An 18,164-nucleotide genomic window follows, 5' to 3' on the forward strand; every position below is an offset into this window, starting at 1 on the left:
TTTATATTTGCACCTCTTAATTTTAAAAATTACAACAGATAATATACAGTCATGAAAAGAACATTCCAACCTTCGCAAAGAAAGAGAAGAAACAAACACGGCTTCCGCGAAAGAATGGCAACAGCTAACGGCAGACGGGTATTAGCATCACGTCGTGCTAAAGGAAGAAAAAGATTAACAGTTTCTGACGAGCGCAAGCACAAAGCATAATTTTTGATTGCTTTTCCGGCTTAACCGGAACTGGCAGATCAAATTCTGCAATTATCAATCAAAAAAACATGTACACATTTCGAAAAGAAGAACGGTTATGCAGCAGAAAACATTTAGATCTGTTGTTTAAAAACGGTTCTTCTTTTTTATTATACCCATTTCGTATTTCTTATCTTTTTATTGATCAACCTGCCGAAGTTCCGGCCCAGGTGGTTATCAATGTTCCAAAAAAAAGATATAAGCGGGCAGTAGACCGTAATCTGTTAAAACGTCGCATCCGTGAAGTTTATCGGTTAAACAAACAAGAAAATTTTTATACCCAATTACCGGAAGATAAAGGATTACTTTTGTTTTCCATTCAGTTTGTTGGTAAAGAAAAGTATAATTATACCTTTTTAGAGAAAAAATTGCTGGCTACTTTTAAACGGTTTAAAACTTTGATTCAACCAAATGAAGATCGTTAATAAAATATTTGGCTGGTTGTTTTTAGGTTTAATCAGGATTTACCAGTATGCAATTTCTCCAATGCTTGGGGCAAATTGCAGGTTTACACCAACCTGTTCTCAATATGGTATGGAAGCAATAAGGAAATACGGACCATTTAAAGGGGGGTGGATGGCACTTAAAAGAATAGGCCGCTGTCATCCCTGGGGGAAGCATGGACACGATCCCGTTCCTTAGTATTTCCGTTAGATGAATGTTTATTATCCTCTTCATTTTACATTTTTAATATCTTTGCCAAATGGCTAAAATACTTCAGATTGAAACTGCTACTCAAATTTGCGCTGTCGCACTGTCTGTTGATGGACAAACCATTGCTTTAAAAGAAGAAAGTGGCCAAAACCTTCATGCAGGTAATTTAACCTTGTTTATTGAAGAAGTAATCACGGCTTCCGGACTGACCTATAAAGATTTAGATGCCGTTGCGGTAAGTAAGGGACCGGGTTCTTACACAGGCCTTCGTATTGGTGTTTCTACAGCTAAAGGCTTATGTTACGCATTAGATATTCCCTTAATTGCAATAGAAACCCTGAAAATGATGGCTGCCGGTTTTCTTTTTGAAAATTCTGATTATAAGGGCCTGGTTTGCCCGATGATTGATGCAAGAAGAATGGAAGTATACACTTCGCTGTTTGATGCTGAATTAAAGGTTTTAATGCCTACCTCTGCAAAGATTATCGATGAAGCCAGTTTCAGTGCAGTACTTAACCAACATCAAATTACTTTTTTAGGAGATGGCGCAGCAAAATGTGCTGAAATACTTGCGCATCCAAATTCAGCTTTTAGTGAAATAAATTTCAATTCGGCCGGTTACATGTCGGCACTGTCCTTTAATGCTTTTAAAGCAAATGATTTTGAAGATGTAGCTTATTTTGAACCCTTTTATCTGAAAGACTTTGTTTTAACTCAACCTAAAAAGAAAGTTTAGTTACCTTCTGCTGAAAATTGAAAACAGGTTTTTAAAGAAACTTCCGCCTTCATTATCATTAATTCCGGGCATGGTATCACTAAATTGCGGGTGATTTACTACGTTTCCAAATTTAATGCCTACACCCATATAAAATGAAGCGCCATTAGGGCCACTGCCGATATTAGCATCACTGTTTTTTAGTCCATTAAGCTGAGTAGCAGTTGATATTAAGTTATCGGTTCCTAAAAATACCTCAAAATTTGGTGTTTGATATTTCCCCTGTAAGCCCACCATAAAAATATTGTTAAGGTTATATTGAGGCGTTACACTTGCCGAAAAATCATTATAACTGAAAGTATTAACCAAAGCAATATCTCCACCCTGATAAAATAGATTTTTAGAAATCACTAAACCCGGTTTATAAAAGCCGTATACTTTAGAAATGTATAGATCTGCTTTAGCATTAGTTGGACTGAGAAACTTTTTTGGATTTTCTGAAAGCAGAAATATATCTTTAATTTCCTGGTTAGTATTCGCCTGATTAAAAGCCAGATTATCAATAATTTTTGTTGTATTTATTGATGTTCTTTGAGAATTACTCCGCCACCAGATAAAACCAAGGTCTTTAATATTTGCCATTAAAAATAAACCTTTTTTAGTGGTATAATTGGTGCCGAAACTGAAGGATAAACCCGGATTTTTGAAGTTAGGAAAGAAAGTTTTCTTATTTATTTCATCTGTTTCTCTGAAATTGCTCGAATAAGTGCCATTTAAACCCAGCGCTAAAGCATTTTCGGTATTATCAATATATAAACTTGAATTATAGATGTTTAATTTGTTGTATAAAATACCACTTAATAAACTTGCTTTTATACCAAAAGCGAGTTGTTTATCGTAATTCTCACGATAAGTAAAACTAAACTGGTGATAGGTTTGCTGGTATCCGCTGGTATTGAAAATATCAGTCAGTAAAGTATTGGCTGGAAATCGAACATAAGAATCAAAAATAGCTAAGGTTTCGTTGGTGTAATCAATATGAGAATCTGATCTGATCTGCCATGCAAAACCCATTTCCTTTTGGTATTTATATGATTTGAAAAGGCGGAATGTTGCAATATACACGTTGCTGTTTTCATAAAAGTTATTCATCTCGCCCGTACCAATATCAAGCGATTTAGTGTCATTTATACCTTCCTGAGTATATTTTCTCACTACATATTCTGCAGGGCCTCTGTTGGCTCCGTTTACCCCAAAATAGGGCAGAAAAAAATTAGAAGAAAATTTTCTGGAAGAATCTAATGTAAAAGACTTTTGTGATGGATTCTCGAAAGCATCAAACATGGTTTTGGTTCCAAACAGCGAATATTGCTGAGCGTGTAATTTGTTGACGCTTACTAATAGAATTAATGCAAGTAAAAATTTCTTCATGTAGACAGAGTTACGGCTTATTTTTTAATTAACGGTTGCTTAAAGAATCTGGTATTTCTGGTTTTAAATATTTGTTTAAAAGCATGTTAGTGATAAACTTATTTTTATCCGCACTCATTTGATAGTAAAAAGTATCAAAATCTTTCAATGCGCTATCTGCTCTTAAGTGTTTGTAAAATGGCAATAAAATGTTGTTTCTAAAAATATCTGCTGAATTTTTAGTGTTAATGTAATAACTAATGTTCGAAGTATTGGAAATTTGATTTAATGCATCCATATATGGCGGGCTTTGCATTAACAATTTATTGTTTTTATAATGATTAAGAAACGACTGTATTGTACTGGCGTTATTGGCTACAATCAAATTGTTATCAATAATAGTATAATAAGGTCTGCCAAATTTTTTAAAGGGTTCACCAAAATAACAGTATAAAATGTCTGATGATTTGAAAAGTTTAGTATTCTCATCATAATCAGCACTAACATCCAGTAAAAGTTGTTTTACTTTTTCTCCGTTTGTTAAAGAAATGGCACCCAGTTTTTCTGTTGTACTTAATTGAAACACAATAAACTGATTTTTAGCATAAACCGGGAATATTGTATTTAAATCAGTCCTGTATTCGCTTTTTATATTTTTAATAATCTTTGCAGTTTTCTCACTTTCGTTTCTTTCCGTCAACCAGTCATTTAATTTCTTAAACCACGTTTTATAATTGTCCGTGGCATATAAAGCATAGTTTGCAGTGTTGTCAGGAAGTAGGCTAGTGATGGCGATACTCTGCGGAGCTGTATTTTCAAAAAGTTTAAGGTAATTATCTGAAGCTTTTAATTCTGTACTACCATTGAAAAGAATTTTCTCTTTACTGAAATTATAATTTAATATCGCATAACTATCCTGCTTGTTAAATAAAGCAATTTCGCCGTTAATATTTCCGGCTATTATGTTTTTAAGTAAAAGCGGAGCCTGATTAAAGTTAATGTATATATGAGCAAGTACATTCTTATTAAAACGGTTATTTTCTTTTATGTATGCCGTAAATGGATTTTCTGCTAACCTTATTTCTGCATCTTTTACTAGTTTTAAAGAGGTAGAAGCGGTAATAACCTTATTTTCAATACCTATAAAAATTGATAAGCTATCGTTTAATTTTAAAGTGAAAATATTAGGTTCATTGGTTTTTGAAATTGCACCGTTAGCCTTTAGCTGGTCGTAAAATTGTTTAACATTTTTTTCAGGCTGAATTTGGACCGTTAATAAAAAGTTAAGGCTTTTATTCGTATCAGGTAAAACGCTCAGGTAAATCTGCTGATCTTTAATTAAATTGTTAAAAGCAGGTTTGTTAATGATATTTTCTTTTAAATCGCTTAGTAATTTGGTTTTTTCATCTCCTAAAACCTGTTGAATCAAACTTTGTCCTGAAATTATATCATAAAAGCCTTTATCATTTTGAAAGGAGAATATTAGTGCAGCATTATTGGTGGCCGATTGCAGGGCCAGGTCTTTAGCATTATTATCCGTACTTAATTTAGAGAAATACAGATAGGCCATAAAGGCCACTCCTAAAAATAGTGCGCTTAATAAAATTATTATTTTTTTCATGTGTTTATGCAACAAATTTAATTTATTACATCGATTAGTAAGAAGTTCTTCGTCAATTTATTAATTTAGCGATTGCTTTGAGCAAGTTTTATGAATAAACGAATTATCCTTACCGCTTCTTTTTTTGGTGCTGTTGCTGTTTTGTTGGGTGCTTTTGGTGCGCATGGTTTAAAAAGTTTAATAGATGCGCCATCGCTGGAAATTTGGCAAAAAGGTGTCGACTATCAGTTCTACCATACCTTTGCTCTTTTATACCTTTCAACCTTTGCCCGTTACAGAAACAAGCTGATAAATATTGCATATTTCTGTTTTACTTTTGGCATTATATTATTCTCCGGTTCTTTATATTTGCTTGCCACCCGTAGCATTTTAAATCTAAGTTTTATTAATTTAATAGGCCCTGTTACCCCAATAGGAGGTTTGTTATTTGTTTTAGGCTGGATAATGTTGTTTTTTGCGGCAGTAAAGGATAAATAATGAATACACCTGATATCGATTTTTTTACAGAAAGAGAAACACTTTTTGTTGAAGTTATTTTGCCATTATCGCTGGCGAAGAACTATACTTATCGTGTGCCTTTTGATTTAAACAGCCAGATAGAAATAGGAAAAAGGGTAGTTGTTCAGTTTGGTAAACATCGGATTTATACCGCATTAATTAATGCCATAAGCACTAAACCTCCAACCGCTTACGAAGCCAAATATATTATTGATGTTATTGATGCAGAACCTGTAATTACTTCAAACCAGTTAAAGTTTTGGAACTGGATGACACAATATTACATGTGTAATGAAGGTGATGTAATGGCTGCGGCACTTCCGGCAAGCTTAAAACTGGCCAGTGAAACCATTCTTATTCTTCGCGAAGACTATAATGAGGACGTAACCTTAAATGATAAAGAAGAACTGATTATTTCAGCACTTAAGAAACAACAAAAACTTACCGTTAATGATGTATCTAAGCTTTTAGGTCAAAAAACAGTTTATCCAATTATTAATCATTTACTGGATAAAGAATTGATTCTGGTTGCTGAAGAGGTGGTTCAAAAGTATAAACCGTTGCTAAAATCCTTTATTATACTGAATGATTTTTATACGGAGGAAGAAAATTTAAAGCAACTTTTTGAAATTTTAGAACGGGCACCAAAACAACTGGATGCGCTGCTGACTTATATAAAACTTCATAAAGCCGGCATACCCATTTCTAAACAACAGCTTCTCGAAGAAAGTAACTGTGGTACCGCTGCCTTAAAAGCTTTAACGGATAAAGACATTTTTGTTGTGATGAAAAGGCCGGTAAGCAGGCTTGCGGCCCATGATGAAGAATTTAGTGTGAATTTTACGTTAAATGATGGCCAGCAAAAAGCTTTAACCAGCATTAATCAATCTTTTGAAGAAAAAGATGTGGTATTGCTTCACGGAGTTACCGCATCCGGGAAAACGCAGGTTTACATTAAACTGATTGAGAAAATAATACAGGAAAGTAATGGTCAGGTTTTATTTCTCCTGCCGGAAATTGCCTTAACCACCCAAATTGTTGAACGGATTAAACGTTATTTTGGAAATGCCATTGGCGTTTATCATTCTAAATTTAACAATAGTGAACGCGTTGAAATTTGGAATAAAGTTAGAAATGGCGCTTACAGAGTAATTTTGGGAGCTCGTTCGGCCGTTTTTCTGCCTTTCCAGGATTTAAAACTAATTGTTGTAGATGAGGAACACGAACCTTCTTATAAACAATATGATCCGGCGCCTCGTTATCAGGCCAGAGATGCAGCCATTTACCTTGGGCATCTGCATCAGGCAAAAGTAATTTTAGGTTCGGCTACGCCTTCGCTTGAAAGTTATTTTAATGCTTTGAACGGGAAATATGGCCTTGTAGAAATGAAAGAACGTTTTGGTGGCGTTCAGCTTCCAAATCAACAGGTAGTTAGTATTTCCGAAGAAACCAAAAAGAAAAAAATGGTTTCTTATTTTTCAAGCGTATTAATTAAAGATATCGATCAGGCACTTGAAAAAAAGGAACAAATCGTTCTTTTTCAAAACCGAAGAGGCTACGCAACGATTCTAATCTGCGCCACCTGCGGATATACTCCAAAATGTGTAAACTGCGATGTAAGCTTAACCTATCATAAAAGCAGTGGCAAATTGCACTGTCATTATTGCGGGTATCACCAAAGTAGCGTAAATATATGCCCTGCATGTGGTTCTGTGCATGTAGAACAAAAAGGTTTCGGTACAGAAAGGATAGAAGAAGAACTTAAACTCCTTTATCCGGATGTAACCATAGCGAGGCTGGATATGGACAGTACGAGAACCAAAAATGGTTTGCAACAAATTCTCAGCGATTTTCAGGATAAAAAAACTGACATTCTGATTGGTACACAAATGGTTGCAAAAGGTTTGGATTTTGATAATTTGAATCTAATCGGTGTAATTAATGCAGATACATTACTTGGTTATCCGGATTTTAGAGCCTATGAAAGGAGTTTTCAATTGCTTGCACAGGTTGCGGGCAGGGCGGGCAGAAGGGCAGATCAGGGAAATGTGTGTATTCAAACTTATGATGCAGAGAATCGCATTATAAAACAGGTTGTCAACAACGATTATGCTGGCATGTACAACGATGAAATTGCTGAACGCGAACGGTTTTTATATCCTCCGTTTTCCAGAATGATTTTTCTGTACATCAAACATAAAGATGCACATGTGTTGGATTACGCAGCCACCACACTAGCCAATACATTAAAAAGTAAATTTGGTAAACGGGTTTTAGGTCCTGAACAGCCTTTGGTAAGCCGGGTCAGAAATCTTTACATCAAGCAAATTATCATTAAGGCCGATAAACACACAGCAATCCAAAAAGTAAAAAACGCTTTACGTGAAACTTTAACTGAATTTAATGCAACTAAAGATTTCAAAAGCGTTATTACTCAGATTGATGTAGATCCGTATTAGTTTTTTCTGTTTATATTAAACTGAATTCCTGCAGAAATTGGGTTTAATAAAAACTCCCATTTTCTATAAGTATTTACCGTTCTGGCAGCTCCGCTTGGATACGTAATATCTTGTTTTTCATACGAGTAATAAAAATCAAGGTTACTTTCCGCAAAAACACTAACCTGAGAAATGATATTAACTCTTAAACCAATGGTCGGTGTTAAAACCAACCCATTTTTAGTGGCGTCTGCAGTTTGATTTACACTGCTGGCCCCTGTACTTTTAGGAGAAACAGTTCCTGTGAAACGATTAGAACGATAACCTAAGTCAAAAGCAAAATAAGGCTGTATTCTTGAATAGTTAAAGTTTTTTTCAAATCCGATTTTGAAAGAGTAATCCGTTACTTTTCCTTTTCCGGTTTCGCAAGTCTCGCAGGTATTATCAAATTCTACGTCATTACGAAAGTAATTACCGCTAATTCTATAGCTAATTTGGTTGTCGTTAAATTTTAATAAAATCCCGTTAGCATAGGCATTGGTATAATCCTGTGTATTGGTTTGGTTTAAAACTTTAGGCATTTGCATTAAGCTAAAAGCTTTGAACCCTATTGAATAATTATAATCGGCACCAGTAGATTGTGCAAAGGAGGCTAGAGTGGTAATTGAAATAAATAAACTTAATAAAATTCTTTTCATGTATTGTGGTAGCTTTTTTACGATTTCAAAAGTAAAAATAATTCTTTATTAAACTTACAATTATTATTCTTATGTCCGAATTAGAGAAAATGTTTTTAGTTTTGATTTACTGTCACTTACCATAATAGTATAATTTTAGCCTTGTATCCCCATTTAAAAAAGCTAATTTTGACATCAGATGGCCTATAAATTTGTTGATAATTATCGTGAACGTGGTGCAAGGAAAAAACTTGTAGAGTTGTTAAAATCCCGTGGAATTGAGGATGTGAATGTGCTGAAAGCAATAGGCAAAGTTCCCCGTCATTTCTTTTTTGATGAAACTTTCTGGAATCAGGCTTATAAAGATATAGCTTTCCCGATAGGAGATGGACAAACCATTTCACAACCTTATACTGTTGCCTATCAAAGTGAACTGCTGCACATAAAAAAAGGAGATAAAGTTTTAGAAATCGGAACAGGTTCGGGTTATCAAACTTGTATTTTGATGGAATTAGGTGCAAAGGTTTTTACCATTGAAAGACAAGAAAATATATACAACAGAACCATTCAGGTATTGCCGGGAATGGGTTACAAGCCTGATTTTTATTGTGGAGACGGTTCTAAAGGTATTGCAGCGAAAGCACCTTACGATAAGATTATTGTAACAGCCGGTGCACCTTTTGTTCCGGAGATATTACTGAAACAACTTAAAATAGGTGGAATATTGGTTATTCCGGTTGGTGATGAGGATACCCAGAAAATGGTTACCGTAATTCGGGTAAGCGATACAGACTATGAAAAAATAGTTTTAGATACCTTTAGGTTTGTGCCTTTGGTTGGCGATCAGGCCTGGTAATTAGTTTGTAAACCAGCAGTTTCCAGTTAATAATTTAAACTGAAAACTGCCGGTTAAGTTATCTTTTCAACGCTCTGTCCAGTTCGCGTTTGCTATCCCGGTCTTTGATACTATCGCGTTTATCAAATTCTTTTTTACCCTGTGCTAAAGCAATTTCCATTTTTGCAAAGCCCCGTTCGTTAATGAAAATGCGTAAAGGCACAATTGTATAACCCTTTTCTTCGCCTTTAACCCTTAGCTTTTTAAGTTCTTTCTTTTGAAGCAACAAAGCCCGGTCGCGTTTAATATCGTGATGATAAAAAGAACTGTGGCTATATTCTGAAATGTGAAGATTTCTTACATATATAATATTGCCTATAAACATGCAAAAAGCATCGGTCATATTTGCTTTACCCTGTCTTATTGCTTTTATTTCTGTACCCAAAAGTGCAATTCCGGCTACATATTTATCTATTAAATTGTAATCAAAATATGCTCTCTTATTCTTTATATTAATATCGTTTTTCAAAATTTATCTCTTTCTATAAGTAAGTTTAAATATAAACCTACGTTTTAATAATGGCTAAAATAGCCGGGATGCAAATATCTTAAAAATTAATGTTATACCTATTTTAAATTAAATCATCTTGAAGATATTTAACAACATTGTTGTTCATCTGTTTGTAAAACCTCAATTTTAATTGGTCTTAAAGAATTAATTGACTTATGTTTGAGTGTAATTTATAATTATAATGAAATTAAAAAACTTTCTTTTCGTCTTTGTTTTATTTGTTGCCTTACAGGTAAAGGCACAACAACCAACTTTTTTACCGCAGTTTACATTTTTTAAGTTAGATGGAAAAGCTTTCTCTAATAAAGACATGAAACAGGGAAAGCAAAACTTGTTTGTTCTTTTTGACTGTACCTGTGAACATTGCCAAAGAGAGAGTAAATTACTGAAAGATAATTATAACCAATTCAAAAATGTAAATATTTACATGATTACCCTGGACGAAGCTTACATTGTACCGCAATTTTTTAAATCATATGCACCGGGTTTAGACGCTAAAGCCAATGTAACCGTACTTCAGGATAGAAACAAAACCTTTATTCCTGCATTTCTACCTTCAAAATATCCTGCAATGTACCTCTATTCTCCTGCCGGAAAATTGTTGGTTTACAACAGTGGAGATGGAGGGGTTAAGAAAATGCTTAAAAACATTAAAAAATAACTGACTACCGGATAATCAGTACAGGGATATTAACCTTATGCCTTACAGAATCAACCGTGGTGCCAAAAATTAAATCTTTAAGGCCCTTGTGACCGTGAGCACCCATAACCAGGAGTTCCAAATTATTTTTATTACTGATATCTGCAATGGCATTTGCGGTACTTCCAAAACCAATAAATATGCTGGAATCGTAGCCTAAATCGGCAAGATTGCTTTTATACTTTTCGAGGTTTTCTGCGTCACTTTGTGTTTCATGGTCCATTGCTTTATCTCCGTGATAACGGGCTGCGGCAGTTTCAACTACATGCATCAGGTAATAATGAGCATCTTTTCCACCCTGAATTAAAGCATGTCTGATGGTATTCCGGTCATTTTTAGAAAAATCTATTGCAATACCAATCCTTTCGTATTTAATTTTTTCAATATTACCAATCGACAAGGCATTTCCATGCGGAACCATTTGTTTCTCAGTGTTTTGTTTATCAAGAATAGGATGCAAGAAAACATAGATTAAAAATAATACCGTTAAAATTACCGCCGGAAAAATTATGACATAAATCCACCAGCCACCCGACTCTTTTGTCCACCGGCTAATCTCTTCGATAACCAGCTTTACATTTAATGCAATGATTCCGGCTGCACTTGCCCATGCTAAAACTTTAACCCAGATTTTAATGGCGAAATCCTTCATCAGCTTTTTATCCGAAGTAAAATGAATTAACGGGATAATGGCAAAGCCCAATTGTAAACTTAAAACAACCTGGCTTAAAACCAGTAAACCACCTAATGCATCATCGCCATAATATAAAATGGTAAAGAATGCAGGAATGATGGCTAATAAACGGGTAATTAAACGTCTTAACCAGGGTTGAATCCTCAAGTTTATATGGCCTTCCATCACAATTTGCCCAGCCAGTGTTCCCGTTACGGTCGAACTTTGTCCAGCGGCAATTAAAGCTATTGCGAATAAGGTTGGTGCAACGTTTCCAAAAATGTTTGATAATAATTTGTGTGCATCCTGTATTTCCGCTACTTTGTGTAATCCATTTTTATAGAAGGCTGCAGCAGCAAGAATAAGAATTGCAGCATTAACGAAAAAAGCAAGATTTAACGCTACCGTTGTATCAATAAGATTAAACTTTAAAGCCTCCTTAATACCTTTATTGGTCCTTTCTATTTTTCTGGTTTGAACCAGCGAGGAGTGTAAATAAAGGTTATGCGGCATAACCGTTGCACCAATAATTCCTATTGCGATATACAATGCATCTCCGCTTAAAAGAGAGGGCTCGAAACCTTTAACCACTTCTTTTATCGAAGGTTCTACAATAAACATTTCGGCCAAAAAGGAAATACCAACAATAAATACCATGGATACAATGAAGCTTTCCATAGCCCTCATTCCTTTGTTTAGTAAGAAAAGCAGCAGAATGGTATCGAAAATGGTGATGGAAATCCCCCAGATTAAAGGTAATCCAAAAAGCAACTGAAGCCCAATTGCCATACCTATAATTTCTGCTAAATCGCAAGCAATAATGGCTGTTTGTGCCAACCCAAATAAAGGGATATTTGCCCAGCCTGGATAGGCATTTTTAGAGGCTTGTGCCAAATCAAGGCCACGGACAATACCCAGGCGTGCACTTAAAGATTGCAATAACAAGGCAATAAGGTTAGACATTAGCAATACCCAGATTAACTGATATCCAAATTTGCTTCCGCCGGCTAAATCGGTTGCCCAATTGCCCGGATCCATGTAACCTACACTAATTAAATAGGCGGGACCGATAAAAGCCAATATTCTGCGCCATCCTTTTCGCTTATCTGTGGCTACGCTTTGATGAACTTCACTCAGTGATTCAGTTTTTGCCATTTTCCGTTGTTAGTATATGTTTTGCTACTTCTCTGCTTATATTAATTTGTTTGTTATCCACTAAAATTTCTACTGAACCATCGAAATCCGTCACATCAGATATTTTAACCTGCTTACCAAGTGTTAGGCCAAGTTTTTCTAAATGTTTTAAAAAGGCAGAACTGTGTTGACTTACTCCGGTAATGGTGCCGCTTTCTCCAATTTTTAATTCAATAAGCTTAACAAATTGTGTTTTTGCAAATCTTCCATTTTTATCAGGAATTGGATCGCCGTGAGGATCAGCTTTAGGGAAACCCAGAAATTCATCCAAACGTTCAATTAGGTTTTCAGATTTAATGTGCTCAAGCTCTTCAGCAACATCATGCACTTCATCCCATTTAAAATTTAGTTTATCAACTAAAAATACTTCCCACAAACGGTGTTTGCGCACAATATTTATAGCAGTTTGCTTGCCTTTTTCTGTTAAAGTAACCCCCTGATATTTAATGTAATCAATCAAACCTTTCTCTGCCAGTTTCTTAATCATATCTGTTACCGAAGCTGGTTTAGTTTGAATTTGTTCTGCTATGGCATTGGTTTGAACCGTATTTGTGCTTTCAGATAAATGATAAATTATTTTAAGGTAATTCTCCTCAGTGAAGCTTTGCATTTATGTGTGTCTAATTTTATTTTTAGGTAAATCTAAAAAAATAAAATTAAAATATATAAGATAAATTATGTTAAAATTTAGAATATAATTTGGTTATGTTTGTATTCTCAATACCTTTGAAACTATATGGCATCAGAATTAGATAAAATTGATTTTAAAATCTTAAGAATTCTACAAGAAAACGGAAGAATCACCAACCTGCTTTTATCACAGGAAATCGGTTTATCACCAGCTCCAACATTAGAACGGGTACGTAAGCTTGAAATGGCCGGGTACATTAAAAGTTATCATGCTTTAGTTGATGAAGAAAAGTTAGGGTTAGGTATAAAAACTTTTATTCAAATCCAACTGGATTTTCATAAAAATAATACCATTCAAATTTTTCTGGACGAAGTAAACCAAATTAAAGAAATTACAGAATGTCATCACGTAACCGGACAAGCTGATTTTTTATTGAAAGTTTACGTAAAGGATATCAAAGCCTACGAGCGCTTAATTATGGATAAGATTAGCAAAATCTCTGTCGTTAAAACTTTCCAAACGATGATGATCATGTCAACAACAAAGAAAGAACCTATCGTTCCTTTGGAATATTAAAATTTAGTGTGAAATTTTTCCACCTGAATCATTATAAACCCACCAAAGTAAATAATAAGGACTTTTGGATGTTTTATAAATGATTAACTAGGATGTCTTAGGTAGTTAATTAATAAGCAATGTATTAATTAACGTTGAAATTTCCTCAGCGTTTTGATAAACCATAAAGTGGCCTCCATTTTTAATAACAAAATCGGGTTCCACTTTTTTTATTGGAAATATTTTATCATTTGTTCCGTGGATGTGATAAAGATTTTTTGGCCTTACCTGATTATTCCAAGCTAGAATTACACCAATAGCCCATTTCAAGAAATTAGGATCAGTATCTTCAACAATTTTATTAAGCAAATCTTTTTCTTCGGGTAATTTAGTTCCGAAATAATAATTCTGAGTAAGCTTATTGGAAGATTTTAAAACTGCCGCCGGAATAATATTTAATAAACCTAAATTACCTGAGAATTTATAAAGGCGTGGCAGTTGTTTACTGTTTATAATACTGGAAATTACAATGGTAATTTTTGGATTTAGAATTTTAGCAATTTCAGTAGCAATCATTCCTCCAAAAGAAACTCCAACAATACAGAATGGTTTTGTGTGATCTATACCCTTGCTTAATTTCTTGGCATAGCTAATCATATCATCGCTTTCTGAATATTCAATCCAATCTAAGTGAATAATTTCAAATTGATTATCCAATTTAATTTTGGAAAATATTCTTTTGTCAGCACCAAGCCCGCTGATCAGATAAACTTTCATTAAGCCGGTAATTGCCAGTCGATAGGTTTTAAATTACTTTGAATCAAAAGTTGATTGGCTTTAGAGAAATGCTTGCTCCCGAAAAATCCATTATAAGCAGAGAAAGGCGAGGGGTGTGCAGCAGTCAACACATAATGTTTTTTCTGATCGATTAATGCTGCTTTTTGTTGCGCATACTTGCCCCAAAGCAGAAAAACCAAATGTTCCCGTTTTTGTGATAAAGCTTTTATAATTTCATCAGTAAAAATTTCCCAGCCCTGGTTTTGATGTGAACCTGCCTCTGACGCACGAACCGTGAGTGTTGCATTTAAAAGTAACACACCCTGTTCTGCCCAGTGAGTTAAATTTCCATGATTTGGTGCTTTAAAACCTTCTATATCAGTTTCTAACTCCTTGTAAATGTTTTTTAATGATGGAGGGATGGTCATGCCTCTCTGTACAGAAAACGACAGTCCATGCGCCTGTCCAGTGCCATGATAAGGATCCTGACCTAAAATTACAACCTTAACCTCATCAAATGGCGTTGTGTTTAAGGCATTAAAAATGTCAGCACCTTTTGGATAGATGATTTTGCCTTTTTGTTTTTCATCCTGCAAAAAAGCCTTTAACTTAATCATATAGTCTTTTTCAAACTCCTGATTTAAAACAGCCAACCAGCCCGGTTCTAATGATGCAGACATATCAATGTATAAAATGGTAAATGTATATCAAAAATTAATCGCTTTTGATCTAGGGATTTTTCTTTTTTAAAATGGCTAACAAATCTCCTTCAAGAGTTGTTTTAGGATGCTCAACAATTCGGCCTAATTCTTTTCCTTTTTTATCATAAACAATAAAAGTAGGCACTCTCTGAATGTCAAGACCATCAATAATTCCATTTTCGGCTTTTTTATGCCCGTCAACAGCAATAATATCTACATTTTTTTCTTTGAAATGCAGGGCATCCAATACTTTAAAAAAGTTAGGTACATTTACTTTGCTATCGCCACACCAGGTACCGAAAATGATTTTAACTCTTTCTTTTTTAACTAATTTTTTAAGCTCAATCATAGTCGCTGCATCCGGAACGTACGCTTCATAAAGCGGATCATACATCTCTTTAAATTCGGGAAAGGTTGTAATCCCTTCACGCGTACAACTATTAATTAAAATATCTTTGTTGTGGGCCTGGTCGTGGATTTTTTTATTTACTTCTTGTGCAGCAACATTCATGGCAAGTACAATTAAGGTAATCGAGAAGAGGGTTTTCATGGTTTTGAAATTTTTAATGAAATTATTGTTTTAAAATCTAATTTCTGCTATTTAAACACGATATTTGCAAAAAAAAATAATTAGAATAAAATTTATGCCAAATATTATCAGATTAATTGCGGGGTTTGCATTATTGGGTGGCGCAGTAGCTTTATTTATTTTTGGTTTCTGGCCCTGGGGCATCGTTGCCATTTTATTAGCATTAATTGTACTGGTTACTTATTTCTTTAATGAAAATATGCTTTTAGCACAATGGTTTTTACGTAAAGACAATATGCCGAAAGCAGAAATGTTTTTAAAGCGCATTACCAATTACGAAACTCAGTTAATTAAGGTTCAACACGGCTATTACAATTTATTGATTGGATTAATTGAAAGCAGAAGAGCCCCTATGCAAAGCGAAAAGTATTTTAAAAAGTCGCTTGCCTTAGGTTTGCACATGGATCATAATGTTGCTTTAGCCAAACTTAGCCTTGCAGGTATTGCAATGGCAAAAAGAAATAAAAGAGAAGCCACCATGTACCTTGCTGAAGCTAAAAAAGCAGATAAAAATAAATTACTGGCCGATCAGATTAAACAAATGAAGGATCAGATGGGAATGATGGATAAGCAACAGCAAGTTCGTTACCGTTAGAATATTCAATTTTAAACAGAAGCCATTTTCTTAACTGAGGTGGCTTTTTTTATTTGGAAATGGATCAGCAGTATTCCATTGCTGCTGGAGTCCCGCTGTACATTATAGCCCCGATAAAAATCGGGGGCTGCCATTTCCATCAGGTTTAGCCTTAAAGGTACGGCGCAATAAGCTATGGTGCTTATGGATGATCCCGTCCGATAAATCTTTCCTTACCCAAAAGAAATTGAATGGACTTAATTACATTCCGCTCTATCGATTCTTCTGTTTTTAAGTTTGCTATATATCTTACAATTTCCTTTTGGAGATAGGGTGCAAGCTGTTCAAAAATTTCTTTAGCTCTTTTATTTTCTTCCAAAGCTTCCATTAACTTTGGATGTATTTCGATTTTACGTACTTCAGAATCAAATTCCATTTCAAACGTTGCAGTATCCCCAACATCTTTTCCGGCCGCCTTTCGCATTGGCATGTTGAGGTATAAGCGCCAGTGACCGGCATATTTTATCAGTGTTTGTTGAAAAAGATGACCATCTATTTTCATGATGACCGGAATTTTTCCTTTTTCTTTTTTTGCCTGCTTAAAAAGATAATTTAAATAGGCTTCTGGAATGAAAACATAAGGATTTATTCCAATAATATAAATTTCGGCACGAAATGGTTCTGGTTTGACAAGCTTCATAATAAATCGGTTGATTAAAGATAGCTTTGCTCATTTATAATTACACTTTATCCATTACTTTCTTCTAATAATTTTTGGGTTTTTTCTTCCCTTAAACTAATGATAAACCCCATAAGCATTAATAAACCAAATGCTCCCCAGCCAATAGCCCAGTACAAATTCTTATTTGAAGAATTTTCCTCTTTTTCAATTTCTAGATTTGCTTTAGGGTCATAGCAATTAAAATTTGGATCATCTTTTAAATAATAAACTTTTAATATGTTTGATTTAGGTAATTCGGCATTGAATGTATGACTTCCTTCGTATTTTTGATTGTTAATATCGAAATGATACCTGAATTCATAAGTTTTTATAGGCAGTTTCATAATTTTAACTGTAACCTCTTTATAATTTGGATATAACTCTGCCTCAATAATAGAATTATCAAAAATCATTTTTTCGTAATTCGAAATTGCCTTATTATCCCCACCTTTTAAATGCATATCTGTACACATTTTACAAAATATAGCGCATCCTGCAATTAAAACCACACCAACAATTTTATCTGATAATTTTGACATTATTAATTTTTTTTCGTTAAAAAATGGGATGGTTTGTATTGCAAATACAGAGATGTGACCGTAATATACCAATTTTTTATTCAAAATAAAAAATACTACGAGGGTTATATTAAAGATAACTTTTTTGGTTTGAAGTAGAAAATTTGACCATATACATTGCAAGAATAAAATAAATATTCCCTGCTCCTTTTTAAAATATTAAAACCAAATCTATTTTTTGAGTGTAGTGTATATAAAATCTTATACCTATGAAAACATCACAAGAAGGAAGTACAAACAATACGCAAGAAGAAAATATTAAGGATTTAGGCGGAAAAGAAGCTATTGAAAAGTTAAAAAACCTGGCAGAAAAGGCTGAAAGTTGCTTTTTTTGTACCAATATTAAAACAGGTTTACCTTTATCAGTTAGGCCAATGGCTATACAACAGGTTGACGATGAAGGTAATATTTGGTTTATGAGCATGAAAGATAGCCATAAGAATAATGAAATTACAACAGACCCGTTTACACATTTGTTATTTCAGGCTGGGGCACACTCAGGATTTGTAAATATATATGGCATTGCTGAAGTGAGCAGAGACCAAGCGAAAATTGATGAATTGTGGAGCCCTTTTATCAAAACCTGGTTTCAGGGAGGGAAAGATGATCCGAATATTACTTTGATTAAGGTAATCCCATCCGAAGGCTATTATTGGGATACCAAACATGGAACCGCTGTTGCATTTTTAAAAATAGCGGCATCAGTTATAACCGGTAAAACAATGGATGATTCTGTAGAAGGAAATCTGGATATTGATTAAGAGATATTGTACTGAATTTATTTCAATAACCTATTTTAGAAC

At 34.3% G+C, this 18,164-nt stretch carries 22 protein-coding genes; 11 read left to right on the forward strand and 11 right to left on the reverse strand.

Translation table 11 applies throughout. The features are described 5' to 3' along the window. Positions 1–51 precede the first annotated feature (51 nt). The 4 genes from rpmH (at position 52) to tsaB (ending at position 1,639) form a co-directional block, all read left to right on the forward strand. Positions 52–210: a 50S ribosomal protein L34 gene (gene rpmH, locus O0955_RS17140; protein ID WP_090883778.1), complete on the forward strand. Its 159-nt coding sequence runs from the start codon at positions 52–54 to the stop codon at positions 208–210. A gap of 68 nt (positions 211–278) precedes the next feature. Next, the gene (locus O0955_RS17145; protein ID WP_269428789.1) at positions 279–674 is read left to right on the forward strand and encodes a ribonuclease P protein component; all 396 of its coding nucleotides are present in this window, start codon (positions 279–281) and stop codon (positions 672–674) included. Then, positions 661–891, forward strand: a complete 231-nt coding sequence (gene yidD, locus O0955_RS17150) for a membrane protein insertion efficiency factor YidD (protein WP_269428790.1) — start codon at positions 661–663, stop codon at positions 889–891. Before O0955_RS17145 ends, yidD begins: the two co-directional genes overlap by 14 nt. Positions 892–952: 61 nt before the next feature. Further along, on the forward strand, positions 953–1,639 hold the full coding sequence (tsaB, locus tag O0955_RS17155; RefSeq protein ID WP_269428791.1) for a tRNA (adenosine(37)-N6)-threonylcarbamoyltransferase complex dimerization subunit type 1 TsaB: 687 nt from the start codon (positions 953–955) through the stop codon (positions 1,637–1,639). On the opposite strand, the gene O0955_RS17160 is transcribed toward tsaB, so the two are convergent. Continuing rightward, a complete protein-coding gene (locus O0955_RS17160) occupies positions 1,640–3,049 on the reverse strand; it encodes a DUF5723 family protein (protein WP_269428792.1) in 1,410 nt (469 codons plus the stop codon). A gap of 28 nt (positions 3,050–3,077) precedes the next feature. Continuing rightward, positions 3,078–4,649: a hypothetical protein gene (locus tag O0955_RS17165; protein WP_269428793.1), complete on the reverse strand. Its 1,572-nt coding sequence runs from the start codon at positions 4,647–4,649 to the stop codon at positions 3,078–3,080. A 90-nt stretch (positions 4,650–4,739) separates the two neighbouring features. Between O0955_RS17165 and O0955_RS17170 the strand changes: the two genes are divergently transcribed. Together O0955_RS17170 and priA are read left to right on the forward strand one after the other, a co-directional pair. Beyond that, positions 4,740–5,126 carry a DUF423 domain-containing protein gene (locus O0955_RS17170; RefSeq protein WP_269428794.1) on the forward strand — a complete coding sequence of 129 codons (387 nt, stop codon included), beginning with the start codon at positions 4,740–4,742 and terminating at the stop codon, positions 5,124–5,126. Further along, entirely contained in the window at positions 5,126–7,606 is a 2,481-nt protein-coding gene (priA, locus tag O0955_RS17175; protein ID WP_269428795.1) for a replication restart helicase PriA, read from the forward strand. The genes O0955_RS17170 and priA overlap by 1 nt, the downstream gene beginning before the upstream one ends. Here the strand turns inward: priA and O0955_RS17180 are convergent. Continuing rightward, positions 7,603–8,283: a hypothetical protein gene (locus O0955_RS17180; RefSeq protein WP_269428796.1), complete on the reverse strand. Its 681-nt coding sequence runs from the start codon at positions 8,281–8,283 to the stop codon at positions 7,603–7,605. The genes priA and O0955_RS17180 overlap by 4 nt on opposite strands. A 178-nt stretch (positions 8,284–8,461) precedes the next feature. Here O0955_RS17180 and O0955_RS17185 point away from each other — a divergent pair, with 178 nt between their 5' ends. Next, a complete protein-coding gene (locus O0955_RS17185) occupies positions 8,462–9,118 on the forward strand; it encodes a protein-L-isoaspartate(D-aspartate) O-methyltransferase (RefSeq protein ID WP_269428797.1) in 657 nt (218 codons plus the stop codon). A gap of 58 nt (positions 9,119–9,176) precedes the next feature. On the opposite strand, the gene smpB is transcribed toward O0955_RS17185, so the two are convergent. Then, positions 9,177–9,626, reverse strand: coding sequence for an SsrA-binding protein (gene smpB, locus O0955_RS17190; protein WP_269428798.1), 450 nt, complete (start codon positions 9,624–9,626; stop codon positions 9,177–9,179). A 223-nt stretch (positions 9,627–9,849) separates the two neighbouring features. On the opposite strand from smpB, the gene O0955_RS17195 reads away from it, so the two are divergent. Continuing rightward, positions 9,850–10,329: a TlpA family protein disulfide reductase gene (locus O0955_RS17195; protein WP_269428799.1), complete on the forward strand. Its 480-nt coding sequence runs from the start codon at positions 9,850–9,852 to the stop codon at positions 10,327–10,329. 4 nt (positions 10,330–10,333) lie between these two features. Here O0955_RS17195 and O0955_RS17200 read toward each other — a convergent pair whose 3' ends face one another. Together O0955_RS17200 and O0955_RS17205 are read right to left on the reverse strand one after the other, a co-directional pair. After that, on the reverse strand, positions 10,334–12,196 hold the full coding sequence (locus O0955_RS17200; protein WP_269428800.1) for an Nramp family divalent metal transporter: 1,863 nt from the start codon (positions 12,194–12,196) through the stop codon (positions 10,334–10,336). Next, positions 12,183–12,845, reverse strand: coding sequence for a metal-dependent transcriptional regulator (locus O0955_RS17205; RefSeq protein ID WP_269428801.1), 663 nt, complete (start codon positions 12,843–12,845; stop codon positions 12,183–12,185). Before O0955_RS17205 ends, O0955_RS17200 begins: the two co-directional genes overlap by 14 nt. 126 nt (positions 12,846–12,971) lie before the next feature. Between O0955_RS17205 and O0955_RS17210 the strand changes: the two genes are divergently transcribed. Then, positions 12,972–13,442 (forward strand): Lrp/AsnC family transcriptional regulator, encoded by a 471-nt coding sequence (locus O0955_RS17210; RefSeq protein ID WP_025142637.1) that lies wholly within the window; start codon positions 12,972–12,974, stop codon positions 13,440–13,442. Between the two features lie 105 nt (positions 13,443–13,547). On the opposite strand, the gene O0955_RS17215 is transcribed toward O0955_RS17210, so the two are convergent. From O0955_RS17215 to O0955_RS17225, 3 genes are read right to left on the reverse strand one after another with little or no spacing between them, the layout of a single operon-like run. Next, entirely contained in the window at positions 13,548–14,198 is a 651-nt protein-coding gene (locus tag O0955_RS17215) for an alpha/beta fold hydrolase (RefSeq protein WP_269428802.1), read from the reverse strand. Next, entirely contained in the window at positions 14,198–14,878 is a 681-nt protein-coding gene (gene ung / locus O0955_RS17220; protein WP_269428803.1) for a uracil-DNA glycosylase, read from the reverse strand. The genes O0955_RS17215 and ung overlap by 1 nt, the downstream gene beginning before the upstream one ends. A gap of 49 nt (positions 14,879–14,927) precedes the next feature. Beyond that, positions 14,928–15,449, reverse strand: a complete 522-nt coding sequence (locus O0955_RS17225; RefSeq protein ID WP_269428804.1) for a thioredoxin family protein — start codon at positions 15,447–15,449, stop codon at positions 14,928–14,930. A 94-nt stretch (positions 15,450–15,543) separates the two neighbouring features. Between O0955_RS17225 and O0955_RS17230 the strand changes: the two genes are divergently transcribed. After that, a complete protein-coding gene (locus O0955_RS17230; RefSeq protein ID WP_269428805.1) occupies positions 15,544–16,083 on the forward strand; it encodes a DUF2892 domain-containing protein in 540 nt (179 codons plus the stop codon). A 181-nt stretch (positions 16,084–16,264) separates the two neighbouring features. Here the strand turns inward: O0955_RS17230 and O0955_RS17235 are convergent, their stop codons facing one another. Then, positions 16,265–16,762, reverse strand: coding sequence for a YdeI/OmpD-associated family protein (locus O0955_RS17235; protein ID WP_269428806.1), 498 nt, complete (start codon positions 16,760–16,762; stop codon positions 16,265–16,267). A gap of 47 nt (positions 16,763–16,809) precedes the next feature. Beyond that, complete coding sequence (locus tag O0955_RS17240) at positions 16,810–17,322, reverse strand: hypothetical protein (RefSeq protein ID WP_269428807.1); 513 nt, start codon at positions 17,320–17,322, stop codon at positions 16,810–16,812. Between the two features lie 248 nt (positions 17,323–17,570). Here O0955_RS17240 and O0955_RS17245 point away from each other — a divergent pair, with 248 nt between their 5' ends. Continuing rightward, positions 17,571–18,122 (forward strand): pyridoxamine 5'-phosphate oxidase family protein, encoded by a 552-nt coding sequence (locus tag O0955_RS17245; RefSeq protein ID WP_269428809.1) that lies wholly within the window; start codon positions 17,571–17,573, stop codon positions 18,120–18,122. Positions 18,123–18,164 lie beyond the last annotated feature (42 nt).

The organism is Pedobacter punctiformis, from assembly GCF_027213715.1.
Taxonomy (GTDB): Bacteria; Bacteroidota; Bacteroidia; order Sphingobacteriales; family Sphingobacteriaceae; genus Pedobacter; species Pedobacter punctiformis.